This window comes from Rugamonas sp. GW822-FHT03B10, from assembly GCF_058801745.1.
Map to the genome: position 1 here is coordinate 128,227 of NZ_JBXANP010000001.1, position 12,413 is coordinate 140,639.

Consider the following 12,413-nt stretch of genomic DNA (forward strand, 5'->3'; position numbering starts at 1 on the left):
GGTCGTTCCTCTCAGATTCTGCGGATGATTTTTTCGCCGAACAGCCCCTCGGGCCGCACCAGCAGGAACGCCAGGGCCAGCACGTAAGGGAACCAGCCCTCGATGCCGCCGCCCACCATCGGGCCGATATAGACTTCGGCCAGCTTCTCCGACGCGCCGATGATCAGGCCGCCGACGATGGCGCCCGGCATGGAGGTGAAGCCGCCCAGGATCAGCACCGGCAGCGCCTTGAGCGCGACGAAGGTGAGCGCGAACTGCACGCCGTTGCGGGCGCCCCACAGCAGGCCCGCCACCAGCGCCACCATGCCGGCCACCGACCACAGCACGGCCCAGATGCGCTGCAGCGGGATGCCCACGGCCAGCGCGGCCTGGTGGTCGTCGGCCACGGCGCGCAGCGCGCGGCCCACCTTGGTGCGTGCGAACAGCAGGGCCAGCGCCGTCACCAGCAGCGCGCAGATGCCGGCCGCCGCCACGTCGAACTGGGACACGATGATGTTGAACTTGTCGAGCAGGTATTGCAGCGGCACGTCCTCGATCGGCAGCTCCAGCTTGTGCACCTGCGAACCCCACATCAGCTGCGCCAAGCCCTCGATGAAGAAGGCCAGGCCGATGGTGGCCATGAACAGCGTGATCTCGGGCTGGTTGACGAGCGGGCGCAACACCACGCGCTCGATGGCCAGGCCCAGCGCGATCATCACGACGATCGTGAGCGGAATGGCCAGCCACACGGACAGGCCGAATTTGTCGACCATGCCCACGCAGGTGAGGGCGGCGAAGAACACCATCGCGCCCTGGGCGAAGTTGAACACGCCAGAGGCCTTGTAGATCAGCACGAAGCCGATCGCCACCAGCGCGTACATCACGCCCGACAGCAGGCCGCCGATCAGCACTTCAAAGAAAAAGTTTACGTTCATTTAGTGCTCCACTCCGAGGTAGGCATTGATCACGTCCTGGTTGGTGCGCACCTCGTCGGGCGTGCCGTCGCCGATCTTCTTGCCGTAGTCGAGCACCACCACGCGGTCCGAGATGTCCATCACCACGCCCATGTCGTGCTCGATCAGCACGATGGTCGTGCCGAACTGGTCGTTCACGTCCAGGATGAAGCGGCACATGTCCTGCTTCTCCTCCACGTTCATGCCGGCCATCGGTTCGTCCAGCAGCAGGATCTCCGGTTCGGCCGCCAGCGCCCGGCCCAGTTCCACGCGCTTCTGCAGGCCGTAGGGCAGGCGTCCCACGGGCGTTTTGCGGATCGCCTGGATTTCCAGGAAGTCGATGATCTCCTCGGCCTTGATGCGGTGCGCGATTTCCTCGCGCCGCGCCGGCCCCCAGTACAGGGCCTGCAGCAGGAAGTTCGATTTCATCTTCAGGTTGCGGCCCGTCATGATGTTGTCGAGCACCGTCATGCCCTTGAACAGCGCGATGTTCTGGAAGGTGCGCGCGATGCCGGACTTGGCGGCCGCGTAGCAATCCATGTTCCGGCGGTGTTCGCCGCGGTAGATGATCTCCCCCTGCTGCGGGCGGTACACGCCGTTGATCACGTTGAGCATGGAGCTCTTGCCGGCGCCGTTGGGGCCGATGATGGCGCGGATCTCGTGCTGGCGCACGTCGAACGAGATGTCGGTCAGGGCGCGCACGCCGCCGAACGACAGCGAGATGTTCTTCAGGTCCAGGATCACGGGGCCGGTGCGACGGCCGGCGCTGGCGCCCAGATGCGCTTCGATTTCGTTCATTTGCATGGTGCTGTCCTCCGTCATGCCGCAGCCTGGACCGCCGGGTAGGTCTTGCAGTCCTGGATCATGAGGTCGGCCGAGACGGCGCCGCTGCGGCCATCCTCGAACTTGACCTGGGTGGTGATGAACTGCGAACGCTTGCCGCTGTACAGGGCGTCGATCAGCACCGCGTATTTTTCGGCGACGAACTTGCGGCGCACCTTGCGGGTGCGGGTCAGCTCGTCGTCGTCCGGGTCCAGCTCCTTGTGCAGCACGAGGAAGCGGTGGACCTGGGTGCCGGCCATGCCCTCTTCGGCGGCCAGGCCGGCGTTGACCTTCTCCACGCAGTCGCGCACCAGCTCATAGGTTTGCGGATGGGCCGCCAGGTCCGTGTAGCCGGAATAGGCGATGCCGCGCCGCTCGGCCCAGTTGCCCACCGCCTCCATGTCGATGTTGATGAAGGCGCACACCTGGTCGCGCGCATGGCCGAACGCCACCGCCTCCTTGACGAAGGGGAAGAACTTGAGCTTGTTCTCGATGTAGTTGGGCGCGAACATGGCGCCGTCGTTCATGCGGCCCACGTCGGCCGCGCGGTCGATGATCTTCAGGTGGCCTTCGTGGTCGAACAGGCCGGCGTCGCCGGTGTGGAAGTAGCCGTCGGCGTCGACCACCTCCGCCGTGGCGTCGGGGCGCTTGTAGTAGCCGGCCATGGTGGCGGGCGAGCGCACCAGCACCTCGCCGTTGTCGGCCAGCCGCACCTCCACCCCGGGCGCGGGCAGGCCCACGCTGTCGAACTTGATGTGGCCGTCCGGCTGCAGGCAGACGTAGGCGCAGGTCTCGGTGGAGCCGTACAGCTGCTTGAGGTTGACGCCGATCGAGCGGTAGAAGCGGAACAGGTCGGGGCCGATGGCCGCGCCGGCCGTGTAGGCCACCCGCACGCGCGACAGGCCGAGCACGTTCTTCAGCGGGCCATACACGAGCGCATGGCCCAGCGCGTAGGCCGCGCGGTCGGCCAGCGACACCGGCTTGCCGTCCAGGATGTCGGCGCCGCAGCGGCGCGCCACCTCCATGAAGTGGTGGAACATGCGGCGCTTGATGGCGCCCGCGTCCTCCATCCGTATCATCACCGTGGTCAGCATGTTCTCGAAGATGCGCGGCGGTGCGAAGTAGTAGGTGGGGCCGATTTCGCGCATGTCCGTCAGCACCGTGTCGCCGGACTCGGGGCAGTTGACGGTGAAGCCGGCCACCATGGCCTGGCCCAGCGAGAACAGGCAGTCGCCGACCCAGGCCATGGGCAGGTAGGACAGGATGTCTTCGCGTTCCGTCAAGCGGTCGAAGGCCACGCCGCCGGTGGCGGCCGCGATCAGGGAGGCGTGGGTCTGGCACACGCCTTTCGGTTTGCCGGTGGTGCCCGAGGTGTAGAGCATGATGGCGTGGTCGCCGCCCCGGCCGGCCGCGATGGCCGCCTCGTAGGCGCCCGGATGCTCGCGGTCCCAGGCGCGGCCCAGTTCCTGCACGGCCGCGAACGCGCTCAGCTCGGGCTGGCGGTAGTGGCGCATGCCGCGTTCGTCCTCGTAGACGATGTGGGCGATGCCGGGGTAGGCGGCGCGCAGTTCGAGCAGCTTGTCGACCTGCTCCTGGTCCTCCACCACGGCGAAATGGATCTCCGCGTTCTCCAGCACGTAGGCCATGTCGGCGGCCGGCGCGTCCTGGTACAGCGGCACGGGCACCCCGCCCAGCGCCTGCGCGGCCAGCATGGCCCAGTACAAACGGGGGCGGTTGTCGCCGATGATGGCCAGATGCATGCCGCGCTCGAAGCCCAGCGCCGCCAGGCCGCAGGCCAGCGCGCGCACTTCCGCGTTCACTTGCGCCCAGTCCCAGCTTTGCCAGATGCCCAGGTATTTTTCGCGGAACGCCGGCCGCAGCGGCCGGTCTGCGCCGTGCTGCAATAGCCGGCGCGGGAACGTGTCCAAATCTGTTTGCACCAGTGTCTCCTGTTGCGGTCTGTTGTTATGGTGCCGTGCTCGCTTGCGGATTGCCATCCGAATCGCGGCCCGTCATCCTTTTTGTGTGATGATAGTAGCCTGATGAAAGGGGCGAGGTTGTCTTTTCGACGACAATTGCCCGACTTTTTTATGGTGCAACGCAACAATGCAAACTGAACAACCTAGCCTGAAGGAAGCGCTGCGCGCGGCCAACTGGGCCAGTTGCCTGACGCCGGGGCAGATGGCGCGGGTGGAGGCGGACACGTTCGAAACCTTCGTGCCCAAGGGCGGCTATGTGTGCCGTAAAGGCGACAAGGTGGAGAACTGGCTCGGCATCGTCAGCGGCATGGTCAAGATGAACAATTTCTCGGCCTCGGGCAAGAGCGTGACGTTCACGGGCGTGCCGCCGGGCGGCTGGTTCGGCGAAGGGTCGCTGCTCAAGGATGAATACCTGAAGTACGACGCGATGGCGCTGCGCGACAGCCGCATCGCGCGCATGCCATCCGCCACCTTCCACTGGCTGCTGGAATCGAGCCTGCCGTTCACGCGGTTCTTGCTGATCCAGTTGAATGAAAGGCTGGGGCAGTTCATCGGCATGGTGGAGAACGACCGCCTGCTCAACGTCGACACGCGGGTGGCGCGCTGCCTGGCGTCGATGTTCAATTCCCACCTGTATCCGGGACTGGAGCCGCTGGTGCAGATTTCGCAGGAGGAGCTGGGCTTTTTGTCGGGCGCCTCGCGCCAGCGCGCCAACCAGGCCTTGCAACTGCTCGAGAAGCAGGGTTTGCTCAGCATCGATTACTGCGGCATACGGATACTGGATCTGGAGGGCTTGCGGCGGTTCGAGGCGTGAGGACGGACCGGCGCCGGTCTGGCGCCGCTTTGCCTTGCGCCGCTTCAGTTGGCGGAAGTCGCCTTGTCCTTGCGCGGTCGGCCGCCCAGTTTGCCGTTGGCACGGGCCGCCGCGGACTTGGCGGGCGTGGTCACGCTGCCGCCAGCCTTGCCGCGTTGTGCCGCCATCCAGCGCTGTGTGCCGAGGAAGCTTTCGAGTAGCGCGGGCAGGTAGATGTCCGCGTCCAGCCTGGGGAAATGGATGCCGAGGCCGGACGGGCTGATTTCCGCGTTGGCCAGATCGTCTGGCTGTGCCTTTTCCAAGCCCTGCACGTCGCGCGGCACGAAGGTGATGTGCAGGCCGGAAGCCAGTTTGATCACGACGCGCGCGCTGCGGCGGTCGTAGCGCACGGCCGTGGCGGCCGGAAACGCGGACTGGACGGCCGCGCCGCGCCGGTTGGCGGCTTTGAATGCGCGGTCAGAAATCGCCATGTATCTTTCTCCATTTGGCGCAGAGCAGTTTCAATTCCAGTGCCAGCGCCACCGCGATCTTAGCCAGCGCCGAACGTGGAAATCCGTAGTTTTCCCTCAGTTCGGGCGGCCCATCCGGACAAGCCAGATTAGACACCGCTTCCGCACCGTTCCTTATGACGTGCACATGCGCCGGGCGGTGATCGTTGGGATAGACAACCACGCGCAGACCCAGAGTATGTAGTAGCGTTGGTATTGATTATAAACCCAATCAACTTGGGTTTTTCGCGGTTGTTGGCAGGGCTGGTCGCAGGTTCGTCAAGCTGCTGAAGTTGCCATATTGGCACCGCAGGCGTATATGGCTTATGCGCTGGCGCAGGGCGGCGGTGCTTCAAGGTGTGAGGGATACTGGTCTGATCAAGGTCTCATACTGGCACTCGTCTATCGAGAGGTGCTACCATGGTGACACCAATCAATCAAGCGGGATGAGGATGGCAACGACATCGTTAAAGCTTCCAGAGGAACTCAAGGAAAAGGCCGTTTCCGCTGCCCGCGAGATGGGCTTGAGTCCGCACGCGTTCATGGTGGAGGCGATCAGGCAGGCAACCCGCTCCGCTGAAATGCGTGCGGAGTTCATGGCGGTGGCACAAGCGGCGCGCGCTGAAATGCTGGAAAGCGGACAAGGCCACAGTCCTGACGCTGTTCGCACTTATTTACGAAAACGTCTTACCGATCCCCACGCGGCGCGCCCGGAAAGTGAGTCATGGCTAGACTCAGCTACTCCAACCAAGCGCTGACGGATTTGGAGCGCATCAGCGATTTCCTTCTGCCGGAAGGTATCGAAACGGCGCTCGCTATTCTGGACTTGATTGATGAAGCGCTGTCGATATTGCGGCGGCACCCGTTGATGGGTAGGCCGGTTGACACCCATAAGCGGGAACTGATCATTTCGCGAGGCAAGACTGGTTATGTCGCCTTGTATAGCTACGAAGAGGAATTTGACACTGCCCTAATACTCGCCATTCGCCATCAGCGCGAAGCCGGGTTCCATGTCCAGTGAACGAGTTTGTGGCGCCCCGCCGCCTTCTGCCCCAGCCCCAATCGGGGTATCATAGGGCCAGCATCTGTCGCCGCAGGCAGATCCGTATAAACGATATGCGCCACGCTTGGCGCGGCCTCTTACCCTTATGCCCCATACTGACCGTCCCGACATCGCAGCCCGCCTGGCGCAGCTGCGCCAGGCCATGCGCCACCAGCAGATCGATGCGTTGATGGTGCCGTCCTCCGACCCGCACCTGTCCGAATACCTGCCCGCCCGCTGGCAGGGCCGCCAGTGGCTGAGCGGTTTCACCGGCTCGGTCGGCACCTTCATCATCACCGCCGATTTCGCCGGCGTGTGGACCGACGCGCGCTACTGGACCCAGGCCGAAACGGAACTGGCCGGCACCGGCGTGCAGCTGATGAAGATCCCGTCCGGCGCCAGCGTGCTGTACATCGACTGGCTGGCCGGGCATCTGCGGGCCGGCCAGACGCTGGCCGTGGACGGCGCCGTGCTGGGCCTGGCCACGGCCCGCCTGCTGGCCCAGGCGTTGCAAGCGAAAGGCGCGCTGCTGCGCACCGACCTCGATGTGCTGGACGAGGTGTGGCAGGAACGCCCGTCGCTGCCGGCCGCGCCCGTGTTCGAACACACGCCGCCGCACGCGGACCTGGGCCGAGCCGCCAAACTGGCCGCGCTGCGGCAGGCCATGCGCGAGCACGGCGCCAGCCACCATGTGCTGTCCACGCTCGACGATATCGCCTACCTGTTCAACCTGCGCGGGGCCGACGTCAATTTCAATCCCGTGTTCCTGGCGCACGCGCTGGTCGACGCGGCCGGCGCCACCTTGTTCGTGGCCGACGGCAAAGTGCCGCCAGCCCTGCGCGCGGTGCTGGCCGCAGATGGCGTGACGCTCGCGCCCTATGCCGATGCCGCCGCCGCGCTGGCCGCGCTGCCGGCCGGCGCCGTGCTGCTGCTGGACCCGCGCCGCGTCACCCACGGCACGCGCCAGGCCGTGCCGGCCTCGGTGACAGTGGTGGAGGCGGTCAACCCGACCACCTTCGCCAAGTCGAAAAAGACGGCGGCCGAAGCGGCCCACGTGCGCCAGACCATGGAGCAGGACGGCGCGGCCCTGTGCGAATTCTTCGCCTGGCTGGAGCAGACCCTGGCCGACCCGCAGCGCGCGCCGCTGACGGAACTGGACATCGACCGCGAACTGACGGCCGCCCGTGCGCGCCGGCCCGGCTTCGTCAGCCCCAGTTTCGGCACCATCGCCGGCTTCCGCGCCAATGGCGCCATCATGCATTACCGCGCCACCGGGGCGGCCCACGCCACCATCGAAGGCGACGGCCTGCTGCTGATCGATTCGGGCGGCCAGTACCTGGGCGGCACCACCGACATCACGCGCGTGGTGCCGGTCGGTGCACCCACGGCCGACCAGCGGCGCGATTTCACGCTGGTGCTGAAGGGCGTGATCGCGCTGTCGTCGGCCAGCTTCCCGCGCGGCACGCGCTCGCCCATGCTCGACGCGCTGGCGCGCGCGCCGCTGTGGGCGGCCGGCATGGACTTCGGCCATGGCACCGGCCACGGCGTCGGCTACTTCCTCAATGTGCACGAAGGTCCGCAGTCGATCTCGCCGACCGCCATGCCGGAGCCGCACACGGCGATGGAGCAGGGCATGATCACCTCGGTCGAACCGGGCCTGTACCGGCCCGGCCAGTGGGGCATACGGATCGAGAACCTGGTGCTCAACGTGGACGCGGGCAGCACGGAATTCGGCAGCTTCCTGCGCTTCGAAACGCTGACGCTGTGCCCGATCGACACGCGCTGCGTGGAGCTGGCGCTGCTGCGCGACGACGAGCGCCAGTGGCTCAACGACTACCACGCCACCGTGCGCGCGCGCCTGCGTCCGCACTTGGCCGGCGCCGCGCTGGCCTGGCTGGAACGCCGCACGGAGGCCGTATGAGCGCCCGCTCGACCCGGGCCACGTCGGCCATCGACCGCCTCAAGGTCCGCAGCGGCAACGCCAAGTACACGATGTCGCGCACCGGCAGCGGCCTGTTCTTCCTGACCGAGGGGCCGGGCCTGCCGCCGCTGTGCGCGCCGCTGGAGCTGGACGACTTCGTCGCCTTCGTCAACGGGCTGGGGCCGCAGACGCCCAAGCGCGTCAGCAAGCTCGATGTGGCGTTTGAGAAGCAGCTGAACAAGAAGGCGCCCTGAGCGCCGTGGCGCGCCCGCCGGTGCGCGCCCTGGAACAAACACTGACAAGAGGCCTATCATGCCCACCCTCGATTTCCTGTTCGCCTATTGGTCCTCGGGCGAACTCGCCACCAACGGCCTCATTCTCCTCAACATGATCGGCGCGCTGCTGCTTGGCCTGCTGGTCGGCTACGAGCGCTCCTACCACGGCCGCGCGGCCGGCATGCGCACCTATGGCCTGGTGTGCATGGCGTCGGCCGCGCTGACCGTGGTGACGGGCTATCCGCAGTTCTGGTTCGGCGGCCACGTGATCCCGTCGGCCATGGGCACCGACCCCACCCGCATCATCCAGGGCATCGTGACGGGCATCGGCTTCCTGGGCGCGGGCGTGATCATGCGCGAGGGCTTCAACATCAGCGGCCTGACCACGGCCGCCTCGATCTGGGCCTCGGCCGTGATCGGCGTCATGGTGGGGGTGGGCTTCTACATGTCGGCCATGGGCCTGGCCATCCTGTGCGCGATGGCCATGATCTTCCTGTCCAAGCTGGAGGCATGGCTGCCGTCGCGCCACGCGGTCGCCATCACCATGCGTTTCAGACCGGGCTACATGCCGCAGGAGCCGGCGCTGCGCGAAATGGCGCTGGCGCGCGGCTACGAGATCGCCAGCGGCACGCTGATGATAGGCAGCGAGGGCGGCGCCCAGGAGTGGCGCTTCGTGGCCATCGCGCTGAGCAAGCGCAGCGGCTCGACCCTGCCGCAGGTGGCGGCCGAGCTGGCGGTGTTCGACGGCATCGACAGCTTCCAGCTGACCCATGCGCGCAACTGAGGCAGTGCCACCGATGGAGGCCGACATGATGAACGAGCAAGCCAGGGCGATCTTCGATTTCTGGTTCCTGCCGGCCGGCACGCCCGGCGCGGGGGCCGCGCGGGCCGAATGGTTCCGCAAGGACGAGGCGTTCGACCGCGAGATCGAACGGCGTTTCGGCCCGCTGATCGGGCAGGCGCTGGCCGGCGGCCTGCACCACTGGGACGCGGGCGGCCCGCAGCCGGCGCTGGCGCGCATCCTGCTGCTGGACCAGTTCACCCGCAACGTGTTCCGTGGCACGCCGCGCGCGTTCGCCGGCGACCGGCTGGCGCTGCAGGCGGCGCAGGACATGGTGGACGACGACGAGGACCTGGCCTTGCCGCCATTGCAGCGCGCCTTCGTCTACCTGCCGTTCGAGCACGCCGAGGATATCGACATGCAGCGCCAGTCGGTGGCCCTGTTCACGCGGCTGGCGGCGGCCGGCACGGGCTTCGAGAGCATGCTCGATTACGCCCACCGCCACCGCGACGTGATCGCGCGCTTCGGCCGCTTCCCGCACCGTAACGCCATCCTCGGCCGTCCGTCCACGCCGGACGAGCTGGCGTTCCTGCGCCAGCCGGGATCGGGCTTCTGATGCGGCGCTTGACCCTGATCGGCGCCGGCCACGTGGGCCGCGTGTTCGGCCGCCTGCTGGCCCAGGCGCAGTGCTTCGCCATCGCGGATGTGCTGACCCGTTCGCCGGCCTCGGCCGAGGCCGCGCTGGCGTTCATCGGCGCCGGCCGCGCGCCCGGCGGCTGGGACCAGCTGCGCCCGGCCGACGTGTACCTGCTGGCCGTGAACGACGACCAGATCGTGCCCGCCTGCGCCGCGCTGGCGCAAGCCGTGCCGCTGCGGGGGGCCGTGGTGTTCCACTGCAGCGGCGCGCTGGCCTCGGACCAGCTGCGCGCGGCGCGCGATGCCGGCGCGCTGGTGGCCAGCGTCCACCCGATCCGCAGCTTCGCCGACCCGCAGGCCGTGGCGGCCGGTTTCGCCGGCACGTATTGCGGCGTGGAGGGCGACGCGGACGCGCTGGCCATCCTCAATCCGGCGCTGGAGGCGATCGCCGCGCGGCCGGTGGCGATCGACGCCTCGGCCAAGACGGTCTACCACGCGGCGGCCGTGTTCGCCAGCAACTACCTGGTGACGGTGCTGGACGCGGCGCTGCGCGCCTACCAGGCGGCCGGCGTGCCGGAGGCCGTGGCGCGCGAACTGGCGCGGCCGCTGGCGACGGAATCGCTGGCCAATGTGTTCCGGCTGGGCGCGCCGGCCGCGCTCAGCGGCCCGGTGGCGCGCGGCGACTACGCCACCGTGGCGCGCCAGCAGCAGGCCGTGACGGCATGGGACGCGGCCACGGGCGCGCTGTACGAGGCGCTGGTGGCGCCCACGGCGGACGTGGCGCGCCGCAAGCCCCGCTAGCGGTCCGGCGGCTTGGCGGGCACGGGCGGCGCGCGCCATCCTTGCAAATTACTAGTTCACAACTATATTTGAGACAAGAGGCGGGCGCGTTCCCGGGCGCCGGTGCCGCCGCGGAGATACGAAAATGCAATTTAATGACGGCAGGTGTCGACAAACCCCCGAATTAGCAATAAGCTTGTTCTCTGGAATCTTTTCTTGACGAATCAAGCAATCAGAAAAACACGTCAGCACGCGCGCGGCCCAGGCCTGCGCCACTAGGATAGGGGTAAGAACATGTTATTTCTGAAGAGTACGACGGTGACCAAGGCGCCCGGCATCTACGAAGTGGACATCGCCGCCAAGCCGCCCGGCAAGACCTACGGCGTCTTCCTGGCCACCGATCCCGACAACCAGCCGACGGAAGTGCTGGCGGCGCTGGCCGCCATGGGCTTCCACAACACCTACAGCGGCGGCTACACCCACAAGGACCGCGGCAAGGTGCTGGATCTGCATTTCCAGAAGGATGGCACCGACCTGTTCAAGGGCTGGAAGGCCGAGGAATGCGAGGCCAACCTGGCCGCCATCACCAGCCTGTTCAATGGCATCGGCATCCAGATCACGCCGCGCGTGATGTCGCTGGCCGAAGCCTACGCCTGATTTCAGCCGGGCACGCGGCCCGGTCCGGGCCTCAGGCCTGGACGTCGATGTGGTACAGGGCCCACGGGCAGGCGCCGAACCGCTCCGGCAGCGGTCTGGCGGCCATCTCCGGCACCTGGTCCGCGTCATAGATCGCCCATAGCGGGCCCAACCCTCCCAACGCCATAGTCGCGCCATCCAGGTGGGTGGCCACGATGTAGCGCTGCGCGCGCGCCTGGGCCAGGCTCAGCACGGCCGCATACCCGTCCACCGCCCGCAACACCAGCTTGCCGCTGTCGGCCAGGCTGGCGCCGGCCGCCTTCACCACGTCCACCAGCGCCGGGCCGCGCAGCAGGTGCGGCTTGCCGTCGTATTCGAGCGTGGGGCGGATGGTGAACGCGGGCAGGGCCAGCAGCGCGTTGAAGTCGAACGCGTGGGCCTTGTCGAAGCTCAGCTTTTGCTTGTGCATCATCTGGTCCGTCACGGGATCGAACGGGCCCCGGTTGGGCTGGACCATGGCGCCCGTCACCGTCAGCAGGGCCGGGCCGCGCAAGGCGGGCGAGGCGGCGGACGCCGGCGTGCCGGCGCGGCTCGGCACGGCGGGCAAGGCCAGGGCGGCGGCGCCGGCGGCGGTCAGGAACTGGCGTTTTTTCATCGGTGGCGTCCTCGGCTGATGGGATGCCGCTATGATAACGCGCATGGACTTGTTTGACTTCACCACCGGCCTGACGCCCATCCCGATCGAGGATGGCCAACTGGCGTTCCAGCAGCGGCTGGCCCTGCCCTGGCCGCCGGAGCAGGTGCTGGCGTGCCTGATCGCGGAAACGGACTGGCGCGCGGAGTCGATCACGCTGTGGGGCAAGACCCATCCGCAGCCGCGCCTGACGGCCTGGCATGGCGAGGCGCGCTACCGTTATTCGGGCATGACGCTGGAGCCGCAACCGTTCACGGACCTGCAACTGGCCATCAAGGCCGCCGTCGAGCAGGCCACGGGGCGGCGCTACAACAGCGTGCTGCTCAACTACTACCGCGACGAGCGCGACAGCATGGGTTTCCACAGCGACGACGAGCCGGAACTGGGGCCGGAGCCGGCCATCGCCTCCGTCAGCTTCGGCGCGCCGCGCACCTTCATCCTCAAGCACAAGCGCTTGCCGCGCACGGTCAAGCTGGCGCTGGGCGACGGCAGCCTGCTGTTGATGGCCGGCACGCTGCAGCGCCACTGGCGCCACGGCATCAACAAGCAAAGCGCGCCGTGCGGGCCGCGCGTCAACCTGACCTTCCGCAGCATTCTTTAACCTCCGTCAAAC

The 12,413-nt window shown here is 67.3% G+C and carries 16 protein-coding genes; 10 read left to right on the plus strand and 6 right to left on the minus strand.

All coding sequences use genetic code 11. The features are described 5' to 3' along the window. Window positions 1–11 precede the first annotated feature (11 nt). Genes AC1RQG_RS00605 through AC1RQG_RS00615 form a run of 3 tightly spaced genes read right to left on the minus strand, consistent with a single transcriptional unit; the run spans window position 12 to window position 3,697 of the window. Window positions 12–914 (minus strand): branched-chain amino acid ABC transporter permease, encoded by a 903-nt coding sequence (locus tag AC1RQG_RS00605; RefSeq protein WP_493127266.1) that lies wholly within the window; start codon window positions 912–914, stop codon window positions 12–14. Further along, window positions 915–1,736 (minus strand): ABC transporter ATP-binding protein, encoded by an 822-nt coding sequence (locus tag AC1RQG_RS00610; RefSeq protein ID WP_493127268.1) that lies wholly within the window; start codon window positions 1,734–1,736, stop codon window positions 915–917. A gap of 14 nt (window positions 1,737–1,750) precedes the next feature. Next, on the minus strand, window positions 1,751–3,697 hold the full coding sequence (locus AC1RQG_RS00615) for an AMP-binding protein (RefSeq protein WP_493128209.1): 1,947 nt from the start codon (window positions 3,695–3,697) through the stop codon (window positions 1,751–1,753). Window positions 3,698–3,860: 163 nt separating this feature from the next. Here AC1RQG_RS00615 and AC1RQG_RS00620 point away from each other — a divergent pair, with 163 nt between their 5' ends. Beyond that, window positions 3,861–4,547, plus strand: a complete 687-nt coding sequence (locus tag AC1RQG_RS00620) for a Crp/Fnr family transcriptional regulator (protein ID WP_493127270.1) — start codon at window positions 3,861–3,863, stop codon at window positions 4,545–4,547. A 44-nt stretch (window positions 4,548–4,591) separates the two neighbouring features. On the opposite strand, the gene AC1RQG_RS00625 is transcribed toward AC1RQG_RS00620, so the two are convergent. Both AC1RQG_RS00625 and AC1RQG_RS00630 read right to left on the minus strand, forming a co-directional pair. After that, entirely contained in the window at window positions 4,592–5,017 is a 426-nt protein-coding gene (locus AC1RQG_RS00625; protein WP_493127272.1) for a DUF2442 domain-containing protein, read from the minus strand. Beyond that, window positions 5,004–5,219, minus strand: a complete 216-nt coding sequence (locus AC1RQG_RS00630; protein WP_493127274.1) for a DUF4160 domain-containing protein — start codon at window positions 5,217–5,219, stop codon at window positions 5,004–5,006. Before AC1RQG_RS00630 ends, AC1RQG_RS00625 begins: the two co-directional genes overlap by 14 nt. Before the next feature lie 268 nt (window positions 5,220–5,487). On the opposite strand from AC1RQG_RS00630, the gene AC1RQG_RS00635 reads away from it, so the two are divergent. The 8 genes from AC1RQG_RS00635 (at window position 5,488) to AC1RQG_RS00670 (ending at window position 11,127) form a co-directional block, all read left to right on the plus strand. Next, window positions 5,488–5,793 (plus strand): hypothetical protein, encoded by a 306-nt coding sequence (locus tag AC1RQG_RS00635; RefSeq protein WP_493127276.1) that lies wholly within the window; start codon window positions 5,488–5,490, stop codon window positions 5,791–5,793. Then, window positions 5,760–6,056, plus strand: coding sequence for a type II toxin-antitoxin system RelE/ParE family toxin (locus AC1RQG_RS00640; RefSeq protein WP_493127278.1), 297 nt, complete (start codon window positions 5,760–5,762; stop codon window positions 6,054–6,056). Before AC1RQG_RS00635 ends, AC1RQG_RS00640 begins: the two co-directional genes overlap by 34 nt. 127 nt (window positions 6,057–6,183) lie before the next feature. Further along, window positions 6,184–7,998, plus strand: a complete 1,815-nt coding sequence (locus tag AC1RQG_RS00645; protein ID WP_493127280.1) for an aminopeptidase P family protein — start codon at window positions 6,184–6,186, stop codon at window positions 7,996–7,998. After that, on the plus strand, window positions 7,995–8,252 hold the full coding sequence (locus tag AC1RQG_RS00650) for a hypothetical protein (protein ID WP_493127282.1): 258 nt from the start codon (window positions 7,995–7,997) through the stop codon (window positions 8,250–8,252). The genes AC1RQG_RS00645 and AC1RQG_RS00650 overlap by 4 nt, the downstream gene beginning before the upstream one ends. Window positions 8,253–8,310: 58 nt before the next feature. Next, entirely contained in the window at window positions 8,311–9,057 is a 747-nt protein-coding gene (locus AC1RQG_RS00655) for an MgtC/SapB family protein (RefSeq protein ID WP_493127284.1), read from the plus strand. Between the two features lie 28 nt (window positions 9,058–9,085). Further along, window positions 9,086–9,670 (plus strand): DUF924 family protein, encoded by a 585-nt coding sequence (locus AC1RQG_RS00660; protein WP_493128211.1) that lies wholly within the window; start codon window positions 9,086–9,088, stop codon window positions 9,668–9,670. Beyond that, window positions 9,670–10,491: a Rossmann-like and DUF2520 domain-containing protein gene (locus tag AC1RQG_RS00665; RefSeq protein ID WP_493127286.1), complete on the plus strand. Its 822-nt coding sequence runs from the start codon at window positions 9,670–9,672 to the stop codon at window positions 10,489–10,491. Before AC1RQG_RS00660 ends, AC1RQG_RS00665 begins: the two co-directional genes overlap by 1 nt. 273 nt (window positions 10,492–10,764) lie before the next feature. Continuing rightward, window positions 10,765–11,127: a hypothetical protein gene (locus AC1RQG_RS00670; protein ID WP_182160789.1), complete on the plus strand. Its 363-nt coding sequence runs from the start codon at window positions 10,765–10,767 to the stop codon at window positions 11,125–11,127. A 31-nt stretch (window positions 11,128–11,158) separates the two neighbouring features. On the opposite strand, the gene AC1RQG_RS00675 is transcribed toward AC1RQG_RS00670, so the two are convergent. Then, window positions 11,159–11,761 carry a putative pterin-binding protein gene (locus AC1RQG_RS00675; RefSeq protein WP_493127288.1) on the minus strand — a complete coding sequence of 201 codons (603 nt, stop codon included), beginning with the start codon at window positions 11,759–11,761 and terminating at the stop codon, window positions 11,159–11,161. A gap of 43 nt (window positions 11,762–11,804) precedes the next feature. On the opposite strand from AC1RQG_RS00675, the gene AC1RQG_RS00680 reads away from it, so the two are divergent. Beyond that, on the plus strand, window positions 11,805–12,401 hold the full coding sequence (locus AC1RQG_RS00680) for an alpha-ketoglutarate-dependent dioxygenase AlkB family protein (RefSeq protein WP_493127290.1): 597 nt from the start codon (window positions 11,805–11,807) through the stop codon (window positions 12,399–12,401). Window positions 12,402–12,413 lie beyond the last annotated feature (12 nt).